We start from the raw sequence: 18,907 nt of genomic DNA, 5'->3' as shown, positions 1-18,907 counted from the left end.
AGCTCTTCGCCGGCTATGGGTTAGCATGTGCCATGTCGATGCGGAATTCATGCCGTGCGCTCCGGGCTTCGCTGAGAGAGAAGCACGGAGTCTATGAACACGTCCCTCCGGTCATGGTCGGGCTTGTCCAGACCATCCACGTCTTCGCTGGTCGAACACCGGGTTCAAGACGTGGATGCTCGCCAGAAGGGCGAGCATGGCGGTGCGGTGCGCGCTTCGGCACCGATCATTCGTCGAACGCGTCAGCCACGCTTTTCGCAGAACCGGATTCGGTTGCCGAAGGGGTCCGGCACCTGCAGGGTGCGCCCGCCCGGCCCATCCTCCTCGATGCCCGGCTTCGAATAGGTATAGCGCTTGCCGATCAGCTCGGCATGGAGGGCATGGATCCCCACCATCCAGACGAAGACGGTCGATCCGGGGCTGGCGTCGCCGTGATGCTCGGAGAGATGGAGCTGCAGGCCGGAGCGCGACACCTGCATATAAAGCGGCATGTTCGGTCCGAAACGATGGTCCCAGTCCATCGTGAAGCCGAGGAAGTCGAGGTAGAACTCCTTCGCCTTGGCCTCGTCGAAGATCCTGAGGACCGGAATCCCCATCTGCAGACGTACGGCCCCGTCGGTCGCCGCAGCCGGCGCATCGGGCGCGGTGTCCCCGATCTTCGCCGCCAGCACGTTCCAGTCGTCATAGCCGAACTGGCGCGCCACGATTTCGAGGGTTTCGGAATGGGAGAGCGTCACCTGCCTCGCGGCCATGGTCTCGCGCAGGCTCTTCGCCATCTGCTTCGCATCGCGGAAGCTACGCATCGTCGTGATCCTTCTCGCTGCGGACGGGAGTGATCGGGGCTCGCCTTGCCGATATCCGTCCACGAGTCGATCGGGATCAGGACAGGGACTTCATCTGGATGCGTTCACCTTGCCCCTTCGGGGCGCGAGCGGCTGGCCGCATCCGGCCGGTCGCGAAGGTTGCGATATCTTCATCTCCTGTCAATGGCGGATGCCCTAGACCGGCCCCATTTGATGGCCTTAAGTCTCGGCTGCTGCTCAATTTCGCGGACAGCCGCGACGGGGAATACGGACCACGCATGACCATGACAGATCGCCGCCGGGTTTTGGGGGGACTCTCAGCCGCGCTCTGCCTTTCGGCAGCGCCCTCCGTCCTTCTGGCGCAGCAGCCGCGGCCTCAGACACCGCCGCAAGGCCAGCCCCAGCCGCAGCCGCCTCAGAACGCGGCGCCGCAGCCGCGCTTCAGCTTCGAGGACGTGCAGCGCCGGGCGCGCGAGATCGCCGCCGTCGCCTATGAGCCGAGCGCGAGCCTGCCCGAGGCGCTGGCGAAGCTCGACTACGATGCCTGGCGCGACATCCGCTTCCGGCCCGAGCGGGCATTGCTCGCTCAGAACGGCTCGCCCTTCCGCATGCAGATGTTCCATCCGGGCTTCCTGTTCACCCGGCCGGTCACGGTGAACGTAGTCCGCGACGGCGTGCCGACCCCTGTGCCCTATGCCGCCAACCTGTTCGATTACGGCAAGGTCAAGTTCGACAAGCCGCTGCCGGTCAATCTCGGCTTCGCCGGCTTCCGGCTGCACTATCCTCTCAACGACCCCCGCGTCTTCGACGAGCTGATCTCCTTCATCGGCGCCAGCTATTTCCGCGTGCTCGGCCGCGGCCAGCGCTACGGCCTCTCGGCACGCGGGCTCTCGATCGGGGCTGGCACGGCAAATGAGGAATTCCCGGTCTTCCGCGAGTTCTGGGTCGAGCAACCCACGGCCGATGCCGAGCGCGTCATCATCCACACGCTGCTCGACTCCCCCTCGGTGACCGGCGCCTTCCGCTTCACCATCTATCCCGATCTCGACACGGTGATCGATGTTGCGGCGACACTCTATCCGCGCGTCCCGATCGAGAAGCTCGGCCTTGCGCCGCTGACCTCGATGTTCTTCACGGGGGAGAACGACCGCCGCTTCTTCGACGATTTCCGCAGCGAGCTGCATGATTCGGACGGGCTGATGATCCATTCCGGCAGCGGTGAGTGGATCTGGCGCCCGCTGCGCAATCCCAAGCAGCAGGCCGTCTCCTCCTTCGTCGAGCGCAATGTCCGCGGCTTCGGCCTGATGCAGCGCGACCGCACCTTCGAGCACTATCAGGATCTCGACCTCGCCTATGAGCTGCGCCCGTCCTACTGGATCGAGCCGCAGGGCGACTGGGGCGAGGGCGTCGTCGAGCTGATCGAGATGGCGACCTCGGACGAGACCAACGACAATGTCGTTGCGCTCTGGGCGCCGAAGACGCCGCTTGAACCCGGCAAGGAATTCTCTTTCGCCTACAAGCTCACCGCCATGCTTGACTCCAGCGATCTGCACCCGGGCGGGCGGGTGATCAACACTTACCAGGCCAAGCCGAAGGCGCTGGGTTCGGGCGAGCCGGTGACGGAGGGCGCCCGCCGCTTCATCGTCGACTTCGCCGGCGGCGACCTCGACTATCACGTCAAGCAGCCGGAAAAGGTCGAGATCGTGCCCTCGATCGCCTATGGCCGCATCGATCGCGCCTTCATCGTGCCGAACCAGAAGACCAAGGGCTTCCGCGCCTTCATCGATGTCGTGGTCGAGCCCGGCCAGCTCGCCGAGATGCGCGCCTTCCTCAAGAGCGGCGGCAAGGCCCTGACCGAAACCTGGAGCTATCCCTGGCGTTCGGACGCGCAAGGCTGATCTGAAGGAGCCGACCATGGACGTCGTCGAGAGACCTGAACAGAACCGATTTGAACTGGCGCTCGATGGCGGCACGGCCCTCGTTGCCTACAGGCTGGACGGTGATCGGGTGGTGCTTGTTCATACCGAGGTGCCCGAGCAGTTCGCCGGGCAGGGCGTCGGCTCGCGTCTGGCGAAGGGCGTCTTCGAGCTGCTCCGCGCGAGCGGACGCAAGGCCGTGGTCCGCTGCGAGTTCCTCAAGGGCTGGATCGCGAAGCATCGCGAATACGACGACATCATCGACGGCTGAAGCATCGGCCCAGGTCGGAGCGCGTCAGCTCTGCTTGCGGCTCTTGCGCTGCGCCGGCGTCTTGGCCGGCGGCATCTTGCGCCCATAGAGCTCCAGCCGATGCCGGACGAGCTCATAGCCGAGCTCGGCGGCGATACGCCGCTGCAGCTCCTCGATCGCGTCCGAGGAGAATTCGATCACCTCGCCGGAATCGATGTCGATCAGATGGTCGTGATGCTCCTGGCCGGCATGCTCATAACGCGAGACGCCGTCCTCGAAGGCGTGGCGTTCGATCGCCCCTTGCGACTCCAGCACCTTCATCGTGCGATAGACTGTCGAGAGCGAGAGTGTCGGATCGAGGGCGAAGGCGCGCGTGAAGATGCCTTTCGCATCGGGGTGATCATCCGCCTCCGCCAACACGCGCAGGATCAACCGCCGCTGCTGCGTCATGCGCAGCCCGGCCCCCTTGAGCTGGTTTTCGAAAACGGCGACGCGCCGGTCCACTTCGATCATGTCACGGAGATACCGCGAACGAGTGATTTTGCAAATTCGCCTATATGATAATCACTCTCATTTGCATTATTATTGCAAATGATTTTCTATCGCAATGGCCGCTACGTCCGTCATGTTGCGCAACATGACGGACCATCCGGCAGGTTTGCCGCTCTCAGGCTGCGCTCCGCGCCGCGCGGAGATCAGCCGCGATTCCGGCCACCAGCTCGAACGAGCGCTTGCGCTTCTCGTGGTCGAAGATTGGCGCGGTGATCATGATCTCGTCAGCGCCGGTCTCGCGGATGAAGGCGCCGAGAGAACGCTTCAGCGTCTCCGGCGAGCCGATGAAGGCATAACGCAGCATCTGCGAGACATGCGCCTTCTCCGCCGGTGACCAGTACTGCTCGATATCGTCGATCGGCGGCTGGAGCTTGCCACGCGCGCCGCGGACCATTCCGACGAAACGCTGCTGCAGGGAGGTCGCGAGATGGCGCGCCTCCTCGTCGGTCTCGGCGGCGACGACATTGATGCCCGGCATCGCATAGGACGTTGCGAGCTGCTCGGAAGGCTTGAAGCGTTCGCGATAGACCGCGAGCGCCTGCAACAGCGCATCGGGCGCGAAATGCGAGGCGAAGCTGTAGGGCAGGCCGAGCTCCGCCGCGAGCTGCGCGCCGAACAGGCTGGAACCGAGGATCCACAGCGGCACGTTCAGCCCCTCCCCCGGCACCGCGCGGATCGCCTGGTTGGGCCCGGCCGGCGCGAACAGCGCCTGCAGTTCCAGTACGTCCTGAGGGAAGCTGTCTGATGACATCGGGCTGCGGCGCAGCGCCCTGAGCGTCAGCTGGTCGGTGCCGGGCGCCCGGCCGAGACCGAGATCGATGCGCCCGGGGAAGAGCGCTTCCAGCGTGCCGAACTGCTCTGCGATCACGAGCGGAGCGTGGTTTGGCAGCATGATGCCGCCGGCGCCGATGCGCATCGTGCTGGTCGCCGCCGCGAGCTGGCCGATGACGACCGAGGTCGCCGCGCTGGCGATGCCGACCATGTTGTGGTGCTCTGCCACCCAGTAGCGGGTGTAGCCGAGCCTCTCGGCATGGCGCGCCAGATCGATCGACTTGAGCAGCGCCTGGCGCGGCCCCTCCCCTTCGACGACGGGAACGAGATCGAGGACGGAGATCGCGACCATGACGGCCCCTGCTGGCTGGCGCCGGACGAAGGGCCGGCGGGAAGGCTGAGCTTCACCAGATGGGAAGGCTGCGCGCTCTGGTCCAGAGGCAGGCGCGGCTCGTCATGGCGCGCCTGCGCTGACGTTATGGCGGAACGCCCCTCGCCCTGCGGAGTTGATTTGCAAAGCCACCCACGCCGAAGGAGCGACCATGACCACGACCGCCAATCCGGCCAAGGAAAGCCTGCGCAAGGAGCAGAAGGAACAGCGCAAGGCTGAGCGCAGGCACGGCAAGGACGCCGATCTCAACCAGGCGTTGAAGGACACCTTCCCCGCCAGTGACCCTGTCGCCTTGGAAACGCCGACCAAGCCGGGCGGCCGCGACTGAAATGCCCTCCCCGGCGTGTCAGTCGCGCTGATAGAGCAGCCGGGCGCGGATCGTGCCGTCGAGAGCACGAATCTCGCGCAGGATGTCGCGCGCCTCGGTGATCGAGACCTTGTCGGCCTCAATGACGACATAACCGACCTCGCCGTCGGTATGGTAATTCTGCGCGGCGATGTTGACCTGCCGGTTCGCGAAGACGTCGTTGAGGCGCCGCAGCATGCCCGGCACGTTTCTCTGGACATGGATGAAGCGCGTGCCCACAGCGCGCACCGGGATCTGCACCTGCGGAAAGTTCACCGCGCCGACCGTCGAGCCGACATCGGAATAGTCGACAAGTTTGCGTGCGACCTCTGCGCCGATACGCTCCTGCGCCTCCTCGGTCGAGCCGCCGATATGCGGCGTCAGGATCACGTTGGCGCAGCCCTGCAGCGGCGAGACGAAGCGTTCCGCGTTGGAGGCGGGTTCGATCGGGAAGACATCGACCGCGGCACCCGCGAGATGACCGCTCTTCAGCGCCGCCGCGACCGCGTCGAGATCAACGACGGTGCCACGCGAGTTGTTGATGAGGTAGGCGCCCTGCTTCATCTTGGCGACCTGGGCGGCGCCCATCATGCCGGCGGTCTGCGGCGTCTCCGGCACATGCAGCGAAACGATGTCGGCGGCGCCGAGCAGGGCGTTCAGGCTCTTCGTAGGCTCGGTGTTGCCATGGCGCAGCCGGTCGGTGTGATCGTAGTAGATCACGCGCATGCCCATCGCCTCGGCCAGCGTCGAGAGCTGGCTGCCGATATTGCCGTAGCCGATGATTCCGAGCGTCTTGCCGCGCACCTCGAAGGAGCCGTTGGCCGACTTGTCCCAGCCGCCATCATGCGCAGAACGCGAGCGGTCCGGAATGCGCCGGAGCAGCATCACGATCTCGCCGATGGTGAGTTCCGCGACGCTGCGGGTGTTGGAGAACGGCGCATTGAAGACGGGCACGCCTTGCTGGCGCGCCGCCTCGAGATCGACCTGATTGGTGCCGACCGAGAAGCAACCGACGGCGAAGAGCCGGTCGGCAGCGGCGAAGACCTCCGGAGTCAGTTGCGTGCGCGAGCGGATGCCGAGCACATGCACGCCCTGGATCGCCTTGAGCAGCGCCTCGCGGTCGAGCGCCTTGGGCAGCCGCTCCAGATTGGAGTAGCCGGCCTGCTGCAGCAGTTCGACGGCGGAATCGTTGATGCCTTCCAGCAGCAGGACCTTGATGCGGTCCTTCGGAAGGGAAAGGCGTTCGCTGAGGCTGGTCATGGCTGCTGCGCTCGTGAGGGAGCGGTTGCTATAGTCCTCGTGGCGCGCGAGGCCAACGCCTTAGACGCAACGTCGACGCGAAAAACCCCGCATCGGATGCAAAAACCTCATGCCTTCTCCACGACCAGCGTCGAGCCCTCAACGCGTACGACCTTGATCTCCGTCCCTGCCAGTAGCTCCGGCCCGATGATCCGCCAGGACGAATCGCCGACGCGGATACGGCCCTCGCCGCCGGTCATCGTCGCCTCCAGCCGGAACACCTTGCCGATCAGCTGGCGGCCACGGTCGTTGAGGCCGGTCGCGGCATCCGGCTCCTCGCTCCGGCGGCGGGTCAGCAGACGTCCGGCGAGGACGCAGATGACGGCGAGCACAGCGAAGACCAGCATCGCCGCCTGCCAGCCCATGCCGGTGAGGCCGGCGAGCGCGCCGGTGACGAGCGCGGCAAGGCCGAGCCAGATCAGGAAGACGCCGGGTGCCAGCACCTCGCCGCCGATCAGCAGCAGGCCGAGGATCGCCCAGAGCCAGCCGCTATGGTTCATCAGCCACTCCGGCATGGCCGCCTCAGCCGCCCGTCCGGCTCGCGGCCGGCACCGAACCCGAGCCGCGGCGCTGCGCCACCGCCTCCTCGCCGAACACGGCCTTGGTGAGCTGGGCGATGCCACCGACCGTGCCGGCGAGCGCTGCGGCCTCGATCGGCACGATCACCACCTTGCTGTTGTTGCTGCTGGCGATCGCCTTCAGCGCATCGGTATAGCGCTCGGCGATGAGGAAATTGGCGGCCTGGATGTCGCCGCGGCTGATCGCCTCCGAAACCATGGCGGTCGCGGTCGCCTCCGCCTGGGCCAGCCTTTCGCGCGCCTCGGCGTCGCGCAGCGCCGCTTCCTTGCGGCCCTCGGCGGCGAGGATCTGCGCCTGCTTCTGGCCCTCGGCCTTGAGGATCTCGGACTGCCTCTGCCCCTCGGCCTCCAGCACGGTGGCGCGCTTCTCGCGCTCGGCCTTCATTTGCCGGTTCATGGCGCCGGCGATGTCGGCCGGCGGCAGGATGTCGCGGATCTCGATGCGCGTGACCTTGACGCCCCAGGGCGAAGCGGCGGCGTCCATGACGCGCAGCAGCCGCTCATTGATCTCGTCGCGGTGGGAGAGGAGCTGGTCGAGGTCCATCGAGCCGACGACGGTGCGGATATTGGTCATGGTCAGGAGCATCAGCGCATCGTGGAGCGCGGCGACCTCGTAGCTGGCTTTTGCCGCGTCGAGCACCTGGAAGAAGGCGACGGCGTCGATGCGCACGCCGGCATTGTCCTTGGTGATCGCCTCCTGCGAGGGAATATCGAGCACCTGCTCCATCACATTCACCTTGTGGCCGATGCGGTCGATATAGGGCACGATCAGGCCCAGCCCGGCGCTCAGCGTGCGCGAATAGCGGCCGAAGCGCTCGACGGTGTAATTGTAGCCCTGTGGAACGGTGCGGACGCCGCGCGCGATCGTCAGGATGACCAACGCCACGACGACGATGACAGCGATATTGTAGCCCGACAGATCCATCCCACGCCCCTCGCGGCGCTGTCGGCGCCGCCCCTGCCCGTGACAGCGCCCAAACTGGCGGTTGACGCGAGCGGATGCAAGGAGGGCTGGCGGCCAAACGCTGCCTTCCGCTGGCCGGCCTGCGCCATCGAACGGAACACCACCGTCATGCTCGCCCTTGTGGCGAGCATCCACGTCTTGCGCGCGTCGAGCGGCAGTCCGGTTCCAAGACGTGGATGGTCGGGACAGGCCCGACCATGACGGCAGCGCCTCCCGCCCATAGGTCTTCACCCGCCCGTGCTCGCGCGCGGTCGTTTCAATCTGAGGGGCAGCGGAGCGCCGCGAGGCGCGTGGGTATCGGGCCGCTTCCATTGAGCCAGGATGCGGCGCGGAAGGATCGAGCCACCTTCCGCACGCCCCGTGGCGCTCCGCTCATCGGCGATTTCTGACTCCGGGCCGCGCTTATACGGCTGGGGCACTCGTGCCCGGCGCCTCGCGGATCAGTTCGGCTCATCGCCTTGTCATCCGTTCCGCGCCAGACCCTGGTTGCCCCAACCTTCCAGCGAGCTCCTCGCACAGGGGCCGTAGTACCCCCAGGGCGGTGCCCCGAAGCCTCCCGGGAGTGGATCGTAACTCCACCCGCAGGCGCCGAACCTCCTCCCGCCCCTGGCATACCTCCGGGTGGCCGCCCCTCGGGGATGAGGTGGGCCGAGCATAGGCATGGATTGTGAGGCGAGGATAAGTTCGTGCGAAAACCACCGCCATGGTCGCACAGTGGGAGTCCGCTTTCGACCCTAAGCGGACAGCTGCCCCTTCCGCTTCGTCGCGACCGTGAGCGTCAACCCCGCGAGCACGAGGACGACGCCGACGATGAAGAGCGGTCCCAGCCGGTCCCCGAAGATCAGGGCGGCGGCAGCCACGCCGATGATCGGCTGGAGGTATTGGATGCTGGCGGCAATCCGGGCAGGAAGAGTGCGTAGCAGATGTAGCCAGAGGAAGAGCCCGGCAACCGTGACCATGACGCCGAGATAGAGAGCGGACGACACTCCGACGACCGTCAACTGGAACGGCACTTCTATCAATTCCCAGATCGTCCAAGGCGAGAGTGCGAGGAAGCCGAACAGCGTGCTCCACGCAGCGACGACAACTGTGCCGTGCCGCTCCGACAGTTCGACACTCCAGACATAGTAGAAGGCGATCGTCAGCGCTGAAAGCAGTACGAGCGCGGCACCGGACAGGCTCGTTTGCGTCGCGGCCGAGGAAGCCTCACCGCGCCCCCAAGCGACAAAACCGATGCCGATGAAGGCCGCGGCAATGCCGAGCGCCTGCACGATGGTCACCGGTTGCCGCAACCGCAGGGCCGCGAAGATGACGACGAAAGCCGGGATAGCCGCCGAGATCGTCGTGCCCACCGAAGCAGATGTACCGGCTACGCCGAATGTTTGTGCGACTTGGCCGATGCCAATGCCAAGAATTCCCAGCGCCGCTACGCGAGGTAAAGCCTTCAAAGGCAATCGCTGCTTCCCGACTACGAGAAGAAACATCAGCGGTATCGCAATCAGGAACCGCAGCCCGGTAAGAACGAGCGGCGGCAAGGTCAACAGGCCCAACTTCGTGATCGGGATCGACAAGCCCCACATAACCGCGAGCAAAAGCGCGGCGCCAAGGCTCCGTGCGGAGACGACGGAGGCAGATACAGAGGCATCGTTCATGAGGGGCAGTCGCCGGTGGCAGGATGATCCGAGCGTTATCGCAGGCCAGTCGCTACGCCAACAGCATGGCAGCTCCCGACCCAAGCCGGACCTCGGTCATGTCTGCTCTCGATTGTCACCGTCACGCGCCTGCCGTCATGCGACAGCGAAATTCGATCTCCTGTCGCAGATCGTCCCAAGGGACAGCTTTCCAGCTTCAAGGCGTACGAATAATAGGGGAAATGCGGAGCGCTCCGAAGAAGGCGCCTGGCGCTGGTTCCGAAATGCAACGAAGGAGTTCGCCGTGCTGAAACGCTGTGTCACCGTGGTGCTCATCCTTCTCGGGCCAGTCGGTTGCGTCACGCAAGATACCGTTCCCAGCAAAAGGGCGGATGGGCCGGCCTATATGCAGCCGGGCATAGGCGCGCCGGCTCGTCAGACGGATATGTTCGGGAATGCCTTTCGTTAGTTCAGGAGCGCAATCTGCCCGCCCGGACGGTGAAAGGCCAGTCGCGGGACAATTCGGACAACGATGAAGCCAGCCTCGGCCGGCAGGCGCTGTTCGCCCCTCTATCATTCAGGTAGCATCGATCAGCCGCAGCATAACGGTCGCCCGGCAACGAAGCGACAGCCGGGCCGCATCCCGCGCGGGAGGGCGCCATGCGATTCATCGCCGGTTTCGTCTCAGCCTTCATCCTCCTGGCCATCGCAGGCCTCGCCGTCGTCTTCGGCGGCCTCGTCAATATCGCCGCCCGCGAACCACACAGCGCACCGGTCTTCTTCCTGCTGCAGACCGCCATGCGCCAATCGGTGGCTCGCCAGGCGGCCAGCGTGCCCGCGCCGGCACCGTCCACCGACATGGCCCGCGGGTTCCGCCTCTACGACGAGACCTGCGTTTATTGCCATGGCGGCCCGGGGAAGGACCCGGTCGATATCGGCAAGGGCCTCAATCCAGAGCCACCATTCCTGCCTGACACGATCCAGCGCTGGAGCGCTGCCGAGATCTTCTGGATCGTCAAGAACGGCGTTCGGATGACGGGGATGCCGGCCTTCGCCGAATCCCATAGCGACGAGGACCTGCGGGCCGTCGTCGCCTTCGTGCAAAAGCTTCCGGGCATGTCGGCCGAGCAATATGCCGCCTATGAGAAGGAGCAGTGAGCACAATCCCGGCCGGATTGTCGGCTCGAAGCGGCCGGGCCATCCAAGCCGTGTCTGCCCCTCACAAGGCTGCTCGCCACCCTTGCTGGAAGCTTAACGGCACCCGATCCTGCCCGGCAGCGATGCTAACCCCCTGCTAAGCCGGCCGTGCCAAGCTCCGCTTGGAGGAACCGGCATCATGGCTGAAACGACTGCAACGCCCCATCGCCCGGCCAGCCGCATCGGCTGGGTCGATACGGGCAAGGGCATCTGCATCATCCTGGTCGTGCTGATGCATGTGGCCGGCGGGCTCGAAGGCGCCACGGGGCAGGAGAGCTGGATCGACCCGCTGATCGCCTGGGCCAAGCAGTTCCGCATGCCCGGCCTGTTCCTGCTCTCGGGCCTGTTCGTGCCACGTCTCGTCGGGCTCGGCTGGAACGCCTTCCTCGACCGGAAGATCGTGCCGCTGAGTTACTTCTACCTGCTCTGGTTCTCCATCAACGCGCTCATGCGCTTTCCGCCCTGGGGCGAGGCAGGCTTCTCCGGGTTCGCGCAGGACTATGCGCTCGGTCTCGTCGATCCCTTCGGCGTGCTCTGGTTCATCTATCTGCTCACCGTGTTTTTCGCCGTTGCCAAGGCCGTCTGGCGCTGGCGCCATGCGGCGCTGATCGCGGCAGCGCTGCTGGCGCTCGCCCCGCTGAGCACCGGCTGGATGGTGCCCGACCAGTTCACCGCCTATTTCGTCTTCTTCCTCGCCGGAGCCGTGTTCTCGGCGCAAATCCGCGCCGCCGCGGACAGGGCTGCGGACCATCGCCGCAAGACCTTCGCGATCTGGGCCGGCTGGTTCGCGCTCAGCGCGCTCGCTACGCCCTTTCTCGGCCACGACGTCCAGAATGCGGCGCCGGGCGTGCACCTGCTCCTGGGCATCGCCGGAGTGGCCGGGATCCTGCTCAGCGCGGTGCTGGTGGCCGGGCAGCTGCCCTGGCTCGACTATTGCGGACGCAACTCCTTGCCGATCTATCTCGCCTTCTTCCTGCCGATGGTGATCGGGCGGGCCGTGCTGCTGCGCTCCGGCATCCCGCTCGACCCCGGCGTCGCCGCGCTGCTGCTGACCGCGATCTCAGTCGCCGTGCCGCTGCTGCTGCACCGGCTGGTCAGGGGCACGCCGCTGGCTTTTCTTTTCGCACGCCCGGCATGGCTCGGCACGCGGCCCCGCTCGGCGAGACAGCAGGAGATCGGCTCCTCGCTCTGATCGGCGGCAAATGTCGCCGCGAAACGTCGCAAGCGGCCCTGAAACGCATTGCGCCCGGCACAGGGCCGGGCGCGGGGATCGTCAGCGGGAAAAGCTGCCTCAGACGAACTGGCCGTGGCAGTGCTTGAACTTCTTGCCGGAACCGCAGGGGCAGGGCTCGTTGCGGCCGACCTTGCCCCAGGTCGCCGGATCGGCCGGGTTGCGGTCCAGAACCTCCGTATCGGCATCGACCGCGGCGAACTGCACGCCACCGCCCCCGTAGTCGCCGCCGCCGAAGCCTGAGCCGGCACCGTCCTGCGCGAATTGCTGAGCCTGCTGATCTTCCGGCTGCTCGAAGCGGACCTCGACGCGCGAGAGATGGCCGGTGACCTGCTGGCGCAGCTGGCCGATCAGCCCGTCGAACAGCTCGAAGGCTTCCTGCTTATATTCCTGCAGCGGGTCGCGCTGGGCGAGGCCGCGCCAGCCGATGACCTGCCTGAGATGGTCGAGCGTGACCAGATGCTCGCGCCAGAGATGGTCGAGCGACTGCAGCAGCACCTGCTTCTCGACATAGGTCATGACCTCGTCGGTGTTGCGCTCGATGCGGCCGGCATAATCCTCGTCGGCGAGCTTGCGGATGCGCTCGCGGATCTCGCTGTCGGCGATGCCCTCTTCCTTGGCCCAGTCCTCGACCGGCAGGTCGAGGTTGAGGGACTGGATCACCTCCTGCTTGAGGCCGGCAGTATCCCACTGCTCGGGATACGCGTCTTCCGGGATGTGGCGGGCGACGACATCCTCGACCACGCCGTGGCGCATGTCGTCGATCGTCTCGCGCACGCTGGCCTGGCGCATGAAGTCGCGGCGCTGCTCGAAGACCACCTTGCGCTGGTCGTTCATGACGTCATCGTACTTCAGGATGTTCTTGCGGATGTCGAAGTTGCGCGCCTCGACCTTGCCCTGCGCCTTCTCGACCGCCTTGTTGATCCAGGGGTGGACGATCGCCTCGTCCTCCTTGAGGCCGAGCTTCGTCAGCATGCCGTCCATCCGGTCGGAGCCGAAGATGCGCATCAGATCGTCCTGCAGCGACAGGAAGAACTTCGAGCGGCCGGGGTCGCCCTGGCGCCCGGCGCGGCCGCGCAGCTGGTTGTCGATGCGCCGGCTCTCATGGCGCTCGGTGCCGACGATGTAGAGGCCGCCGGACTTCAGGACGCGCTGCTTGAAATCGGCCACCTCGGCGCGGATCGCCGCCGCCTTGGCGTCGCGCTCCGGGCCCGGCTCGATGCCGGCAAGGTCGTGATTGATCCGCATATCGGCATTGCCGCCGAGCTGGATGTCGGTGCCGCGGCCGGCCATGTTGGTGGCGATGGTGATCGCGCCGGGCACGCCAGCCTGCGCGACGATATAGGCCTCCTGCTCGTGGAAGCGGGCGTTCAGAACGGCGAAGGCCTTTGTCGTCTTGCCCTCGCGCGCCGCCTGGTAGACCGGCTCCAGCGCCGTCGGGTCGGTGAAGTCGAGCAGCTTGTAGCCCGCCTTCTCCAGCATGCCGGCGACGAGCTCGGAGCGCTCGATTGAGGTGGTGCCGACCAGGATCGGCTGGCCGTTGGCCTGCGCCGCCTGGATCTCGCGGATGATGGCGCGGACCTTCTCCTCGAAGGTGCGGTAGACCTCGTCATCCTCGTCCTTGCGGGCGATCGGGACGTTGGTCGGAATCTCGACGACCTCGAGCTTGTAGATCTGGAAGAACTCGTCGGCCTCGGTCGCCGCCGTGCCGGTCATGCCCGCGAGCTTGCCGTAGAGCCGGAAATAGTTCTGGAAGGTGATCGAGGCCAGCGTCGCGTTCTCGGGCTGGACGGTGACCTGTTCCTTGGCTTCAAGCGCCTGGTGCAGCCCTTCCGAATAGCGCCGCCCCGGCATCATGCGGCCGGTGAACTCGTCGATGATGACCACCTCGTCATTGCGGACGATGTAGTCCTTGTCCCGGGTGAACAGCGAATGCGCGCGCAACGCCTGGTTGACGTGGTGGACCAGCGTGACGTTATGGGCGTCGTAGAGATCGCCCTCCTTCAATATCTCGGCCTCGCGCAGCAGCTCCTCGATATGATCGTTGCCGGTCTCGGTCAGTGCCACCGTCCGCTGCTTCTCGTCGACCTCGTAATCGCCGGCGACGAGGCCCGGCAGCACCTTGTCGATCGCGACATAGAGTTCGGACTTGTCGTCGAGCGGGCCGGAAATGATCAGCGGCGTGCGCGCTTCGTCGACCAGGATCGAGTCGACCTCGTCGACGATGGCGAAGTGGTGGCCGCGCTGGCTCATCTGCGCGACGTCGTATTTCATGTTGTCGCGGAGATAGTCGAAGCCGAATTCGTTGTTCGTGCCGTAGGTGATGTCGCAGGCATAGGCCCGCTGGCGCTCCTCGTCATCGAGGCCGTGCACGATGATGCCGACCGTGAGTCCGAGGAAGTTGTAGAGCTTCGCCATCCACTCGGCGTCGCGCCGGGCGAGGTAGTCGTTGACGGTGACGACGTGGACGCCCTTGCCTTCGAGCGCATTGAGATAGGTCGGCAGGGTCGCGACCAGCGTCTTGCCTTCGCCGGTCTTCATCTCGGCGATGGCGCCCTCGTGCAGCACCATGCCGCCGACGAGCTGGACGTCGTAGGGGCGCTGGCCGAGCACGCGCTTGGCCGCCTCGCGAACGGTGGCAAAAGCCGGCACGAGCAGGTCGTCGAGCTTGGCGCCATTGGCAAGCTGCTGCCTGAACTCGTCGGTGCGCGCCTTCAGCGCCTCGTCGCTCAGCGCGGCGATCTCGTTCTCGAGGGCGTTGATCGCGGCGACGCGGGGCTGGTAGCCCTTGACGCGGCGGTCATTCGACGAGCCGAAGAGTTTCTTTGCGAGCGCGCCAAGCATGTTGGGCCTTTCAGGTGATGCTTGAGCCCCCGGCCGGCGCGGACCTCTTTCGCGCCTGGGTCGGAAGCCCGGTATTCTCGAAATGCGACCGCGTGTTTAGACGCGTGCGCGGGCAGGGTCCAGCGTGCGTTTCGTCCAATCGGCAGCGAAACGGCAAGTGAATTCGGCTCTGGATGTGGGTGTTTTCCCGGCTGCTTCCAAGGGCGGAAGCTTGAGATCGCACGACGTTGCGGCATCGCGCGCCCCTCCGGGCGGTGCAAAGCTGCGTGATCGGTCGCTGCAATCGCTTGAACCGCCTTGCCTTTGCCGCGTTCAGCTGGCAGTGCAGCCGCCAAAGCGTCTCGGGTTTTCCGACGAAAGGCCGTCACTCATGAACTCAGCCCGTCTCATTGCCTTCCTCGGCTTCGCGCTGCTGACTGGACCGGCCTTCGCCCAGGCCGACAAGGTCGTCGCCAAGGTCGACGGCATCGCCATTACCGAGAAGGACATCCAGCTTGCCAGCGAGGATCTCGGCGAGCGCCTCGCCCAGCTCCCCGATGACCGCAAGCGCGACGAGGTCATCAATTATCTCGTCGACCTCAAGCTCGGGGCCAAGGCCGCGGCCGACGCCAAGATCACCGATACGCCCGATTTCGCGGCCCGCCTCGCCTATTATCGCGAGAAGGTGCTGCTCGACGAGTACCTGACGCGCGAAGGCAAGAAGGCCGTCACCGCCGACGCCGCCAAGAAGCTCTTCGACGAGACCACCAAGGCGATGACGCCCGAGGAAGAGGTTCATGCTCGCCACATCCTCGTCGAGGACGAGGCCCAGGCCAAGGCCGTGGTCGAGCGGCTGAAGAAGGGCGAAGATTTCGCCAAGGTCGCCGCCGACGTTTCGAAGGATCCGGGCTCCGGCAAGGAGGGCGGCGATCTCGGCTGGTTCACCAAGGACCGCATGGTGCCGGAATTCGCCGAGGCCGCCTTCAAGCTGAAGAAGGGCGAGGTCTCCGAGCCGGTGAAGAGCCAGTTCGGCTGGCACGTCATCAGGCTCGAGGACAAGCGCTCCAAGCCGCTGCCCGACTTCGCCTCGGTGAAGCCGCAGATCGACCAGTATCTCGAGCGCAAGGCCCAGCAGGACCTCGTGCTTGCCATGCGCGAGAAGGCCAAGATCGAGCGCCTCGACAAGCCGGCGGTGCCCGCCGCTCCGGCCCCGGATGCCGCCAAGCCTGCCGAGCCGAAGAAGAACTGATCCGACGTCGTCATTCTCGGGCGAGGCAAAGCGCAGAGCCGAGAATCTCCGGTGAGAGGTGCTCGGGCGAGCCCGAGCATGGCGCAAACCCTCAATTTTGCGGGCGGCCCTTGCGGCCGCCCTTCTTGTTTTCGTCATCGGCCTGCGGCAGACGGCTTCTGAACGAGACGCACTGCCCCGGTGAGTAAACGATTCGCCGGTCTTCGAGCAGTGCTCCGCAGGAGGAGCTCCGATGGCCGGCAAGGATGTCCCCGTTTCCCCGCTCGCGCCGAAGCGCCAGCCCAAGGTGCCGCCGGTTCCGGGCGTGCGCTTCGCCACCGCCGAGGCGGGCATCCGCTACAAGGGCCGCCAGGACGTCTGGTTCGCGCTGCTCGACGAAGGGACCCAGGTCGCCGGAGTCTTCACGCGCTCGAAATGCCCGTCGGCCCCGGTCGATTGGTGCCGCGAGAACCTCGCGCAAGGCTCTGCCCGCGCCATCGTCGTCAATTCCGGAAATGCCAACGCCTTCACGGGCCTGAAAGGTCGTGACGCGGTCAAGCTCACCGCCGAGATCGCCGCCAAGGCTGCGGCTTGCAAGCCGCAGGAGGTCTTCATCGCCTCGACCGGCGTGATCGGCGAACCGCTGGACGCGACCAAGTTCACGGGTGTGCTCGACGATTGCGCCAAGCGTGCCGCTGAGGGCCCCTGGATCGACGCCGCCAAGGCGATCATGACCACCGACACCTTTCCGAAGGCCTTGACCCGCAAGGCCAAGATCGACGGCAAGGAAGTGGTCATCGCCGGCATCGCCAAGGGCGCCGGCATGATCGCGCCGGACATGGCGACGATGCTCTCCTTCGTCTTCACCGATGCCCCGATTGCCGCGCCCGTGCTCCAGGCCATGCTCTCCAAGGGCGTGAAGGGTTCGTTCAACGCGGTCACCGTCGACAGCGACACCTCGACCTCGGACACCCTGATGCTGTTCGCCACCGGCAAGGCAGCGGAGCGCGGCGTGCCCGCCATCACCGAAATCAACGATACCCGCCTCTCCGGCTTCAAGCGGGCGCTGAACTCGATCCTGCTGGAACTCGCCCATCTCGTCTGCAAGGACGGCGAGGGCGCGCGGAAATTCGTCGAGGTGCGCGTCAGCGGCGCGGCGTCGGCCCGCTCGGCCAAGCGGGTCGCGCTCTCCATCGCCAATTCGCCGCTGGTCAAGACCGCCATCGCCGGCGAGGACGCCAATTGGGGCCGCGTCGTCATGGCCGTCGGCAAGGCCGGCGAGCCGGCCGATCGCGACAGGCTCGATATCGGCTTCGGCGACATCCTCGTGGCGAAGCAGGGTGCTCGCGCTCCGTCCTATGACGAGCAGGCGGTGTCGGACTACATGAAGGGCGACAGTATCGTCATCACAGCCGATCTCGGCATCGGACGCGGCAAGGCCACGGTCTGGACCTGCGACCTGACCAAGGCCTATGTCGAGATCAATGGCGACTATCGCTCCTGAGGCCGCGCCGCAGCAGGAACCCAGCCGCAGCTTCATCGCCGTCAACCTCGCGATCTGCTCCCTGCTCTGGGGGTCGAGCTACCTGTTCATCAAGCTGATGAGCGGCGAGGTTTCGGCGCTGGCGATCGCCGCCAGCCGCGGCCTGCTCGGCGCTGCCGTGCTGTCGCTCTGGAGCCTGGGGCGGGGGCGCAGCCCCTTGCCGCGGCGCGCCGAGATCCTGCCCTGGCTCGTACTGGGCACCACCAATGGCTGGCTGCCGAACGTGCTCGTCGGCTACGCGCTGATCCAGCTCGCCAGCGGGCCGGCAGCGATGATCCAGTCGGCGGGACCGCTCGTCACCGCGCTTGCCGCCCATCTCATCTTCTCCGAGGAGCGGCTGAGCCGGCGTCGCTTCGGCGGCATCCTGCTTGGAATGACTGGCGTCGCGCTGCTGATCGGCCCTCGGTTGTTCGAGGGCGGCGGCACCGCGCTGAGCGTCCTCGCCATGATCGGCGCGACGCTGAGCTACGCCGTCGCCAATCTCTATGTCCGCACCGTGCCGACCGCGACGGGCGATCCGGCCCGGCTCGCATTGGGCCAGCAGATGTTCTCCGGCACCATCGCGACCGCGCTGACGCTCGTCGTGCTCGGCCCCGCGGCCTTCGTCCCGCTTGGCGGCCATCTGCCGGCGATGCTGGCCCTCGGCATCGTCGCCACCGCTATCCCGGTGACCGTCTTCATGCGGCTGATCCGCGCGGCGGGGCCGACGCGGGCCGCGATGACCGGTTATCTCGTGCCAACGGTAGCGGTGATCCTCGGCGTCATCGTCCTGCATGAACACCTGGGGTTGCGTCAAATCCTGGGCGGTTGCATCATCCTGGCCGGCGTCTTCCTCGTCACGACGGCGCCGCGCAAGGTGGGGGCCTCATGAGGATCGGGACTATCGCGGCAGCCATCTTGGCTGGAGCCGCCATGGCTGGCTGCGTCGAGCGCCAGCCGGCTACTGTGGCGTTCTCCACGGACGAGGCTGCCGTCATCAAGAAGCCGGGCAACGGGGTCATCGCCGGACATGCCTTCCGCACCAAGCCGAGCGGCACGGTGGTCAACGCCGCCGGCCAGGTCGTGCGCCTCATCCCCGCCACCGGTTTTGCCCGCGAGCGCTTCGCCAATCTCTACGGCCAGGGCAAATACGTCCCGCATCACGCCTACCCGGCTGCTGACACGGTCGATCCGGCCTATGCCGAATACACCCGCACGACCAAGGCCGAGGCCAATGGCCGCTTCGCCTTCGACAAGGTCGCGCCGGGCTCCTATTTCGTCACCACCCAGGTGATTTGGGGCGATGAGAACGCCTTCACGCGGGAGGGCGGCTTGGTCTATGACAGCGTCACGCTGACGGGCAAAGAAACCGAGCCCGTCCAGGTCATCCTCTCCGGCAACTGAG

Annotated in this window: 17 protein-coding genes; 9 read left to right on the top strand and 8 right to left on the bottom strand. The window is 66.1% G+C overall.

The window, feature by feature from the left end; all coding sequences use genetic code 11:
* Positions 1–242: 242 nt before the first annotated feature.
* Positions 243–803 (bottom strand): glyoxalase superfamily protein, encoded by a 561-nt coding sequence (locus tag AB4Z16_RS12395; RefSeq protein ID WP_441511652.1) that lies wholly within the window; start codon positions 801–803, stop codon positions 243–245.
* 278 nt (positions 804–1,081) lie between these two features.
* Here AB4Z16_RS12395 and AB4Z16_RS12390 point away from each other — a divergent pair, with 278 nt between their 5' ends.
* Together AB4Z16_RS12390 and AB4Z16_RS12385 are read left to right on the top strand one after the other, a co-directional pair.
* On the top strand, positions 1,082–2,701 hold the full coding sequence (locus AB4Z16_RS12390) for an OpgD/OpgG family glucan biosynthesis protein (RefSeq protein ID WP_441511651.1): 1,620 nt from the start codon (positions 1,082–1,084) through the stop codon (positions 2,699–2,701).
* A 16-nt stretch (positions 2,702–2,717) separates the two neighbouring features.
* Complete coding sequence (locus AB4Z16_RS12385) at positions 2,718–2,990, top strand: GNAT family N-acetyltransferase (protein ID WP_441511650.1); 273 nt, start codon at positions 2,718–2,720, stop codon at positions 2,988–2,990.
* Between the two features lie 24 nt (positions 2,991–3,014).
* Here the strand turns inward: AB4Z16_RS12385 and AB4Z16_RS12380 are convergent, their stop codons facing one another.
* On the bottom strand, positions 3,015–3,482 hold the full coding sequence (locus AB4Z16_RS12380; RefSeq protein WP_441511649.1) for a Fur family transcriptional regulator: 468 nt from the start codon (positions 3,480–3,482) through the stop codon (positions 3,015–3,017).
* Positions 3,483–3,636: 154 nt separating this feature from the next.
* Complete coding sequence (locus AB4Z16_RS12375; protein ID WP_441511648.1) at positions 3,637–4,644, bottom strand: LLM class flavin-dependent oxidoreductase; 1,008 nt, start codon at positions 4,642–4,644, stop codon at positions 3,637–3,639.
* A gap of 190 nt (positions 4,645–4,834) precedes the next feature.
* Here AB4Z16_RS12375 and AB4Z16_RS12370 point away from each other — a divergent pair, with 190 nt between their 5' ends.
* Entirely contained in the window at positions 4,835–5,011 is a 177-nt protein-coding gene (locus AB4Z16_RS12370) for a hypothetical protein (RefSeq protein WP_441511647.1), read from the top strand.
* An 18-nt stretch (positions 5,012–5,029) separates the two neighbouring features.
* Here AB4Z16_RS12370 and serA read toward each other — a convergent pair whose 3' ends face one another.
* The 4 genes from serA to AB4Z16_RS12350 all read right to left on the bottom strand — a co-directional run bounded on the left by serA (position 5,030) and on the right by AB4Z16_RS12350 (position 9,606).
* Positions 5,030–6,289 (bottom strand): phosphoglycerate dehydrogenase, encoded by a 1,260-nt coding sequence (gene serA / locus AB4Z16_RS12365; RefSeq protein WP_441511646.1) that lies wholly within the window; start codon positions 6,287–6,289, stop codon positions 5,030–5,032.
* Positions 6,290–6,396: 107 nt separating this feature from the next.
* On the bottom strand, positions 6,397–6,843 hold the full coding sequence (locus AB4Z16_RS12360) for an NfeD family protein (protein WP_441511645.1): 447 nt from the start codon (positions 6,841–6,843) through the stop codon (positions 6,397–6,399).
* A 7-nt stretch (positions 6,844–6,850) separates the two neighbouring features.
* Positions 6,851–7,831, bottom strand: a complete 981-nt coding sequence (locus AB4Z16_RS12355) for an SPFH domain-containing protein (protein WP_441511644.1) — start codon at positions 7,829–7,831, stop codon at positions 6,851–6,853.
* Positions 7,832–8,604: 773 nt separating this feature from the next.
* Positions 8,605–9,606: a DMT family transporter gene (locus tag AB4Z16_RS12350; RefSeq protein WP_441511643.1), complete on the bottom strand. Its 1,002-nt coding sequence runs from the start codon at positions 9,604–9,606 to the stop codon at positions 8,605–8,607.
* A gap of 555 nt (positions 9,607–10,161) precedes the next feature.
* On the opposite strand from AB4Z16_RS12350, the gene AB4Z16_RS12345 reads away from it, so the two are divergent.
* Both AB4Z16_RS12345 and AB4Z16_RS12340 read left to right on the top strand, forming a co-directional pair.
* Positions 10,162–10,659, top strand: a complete 498-nt coding sequence (locus AB4Z16_RS12345) for a c-type cytochrome (RefSeq protein WP_441511642.1) — start codon at positions 10,162–10,164, stop codon at positions 10,657–10,659.
* Positions 10,660–10,837: 178 nt separating this feature from the next.
* Positions 10,838–11,890, top strand: a complete 1,053-nt coding sequence (locus AB4Z16_RS12340) for an acyltransferase family protein (RefSeq protein WP_441511641.1) — start codon at positions 10,838–10,840, stop codon at positions 11,888–11,890.
* Between the two features lie 99 nt (positions 11,891–11,989).
* On the opposite strand, the gene secA is transcribed toward AB4Z16_RS12340, so the two are convergent.
* Positions 11,990–14,773 carry a preprotein translocase subunit SecA gene (gene secA / locus AB4Z16_RS12335; RefSeq protein WP_441511640.1) on the bottom strand — a complete coding sequence of 928 codons (2,784 nt, stop codon included), beginning with the start codon at positions 14,771–14,773 and terminating at the stop codon, positions 11,990–11,992.
* 370 nt (positions 14,774–15,143) lie between these two features.
* Between secA and AB4Z16_RS12330 the strand changes: the two genes are divergently transcribed.
* From AB4Z16_RS12330 to AB4Z16_RS12315, 4 genes are all read left to right on the top strand, one after another.
* The gene (locus AB4Z16_RS12330) at positions 15,144–16,001 is read left to right on the top strand and encodes a peptidylprolyl isomerase (RefSeq protein WP_441511639.1); all 858 of its coding nucleotides are present in this window, start codon (positions 15,144–15,146) and stop codon (positions 15,999–16,001) included.
* A 232-nt stretch (positions 16,002–16,233) separates the two neighbouring features.
* Positions 16,234–17,484, top strand: a complete 1,251-nt coding sequence (argJ, locus tag AB4Z16_RS12325) for a bifunctional glutamate N-acetyltransferase/amino-acid acetyltransferase ArgJ (RefSeq protein WP_441511638.1) — start codon at positions 16,234–16,236, stop codon at positions 17,482–17,484.
* Complete coding sequence (locus tag AB4Z16_RS12320) at positions 17,465–18,394, top strand: DMT family transporter (protein WP_441511637.1); 930 nt, start codon at positions 17,465–17,467, stop codon at positions 18,392–18,394. Before argJ ends, AB4Z16_RS12320 begins: the two co-directional genes overlap by 20 nt.
* Positions 18,395–18,435: 41 nt before the next feature.
* A complete protein-coding gene (locus tag AB4Z16_RS12315; protein WP_441511636.1) occupies positions 18,436–18,906 on the top strand; it encodes a carboxypeptidase regulatory-like domain-containing protein in 471 nt (156 codons plus the stop codon).
* Position 18,907: the final 1 nt, after the last annotated feature.

The sequence above is a fragment of the Allobosea sp. TAF32 genome, assembly GCF_052113585.1.
Taxonomy (GTDB): domain Bacteria; phylum Pseudomonadota; class Alphaproteobacteria; order Rhizobiales; family Beijerinckiaceae; genus Allobosea.
This window is presented reverse-complemented; position numbering and strand designations above follow the sequence as displayed.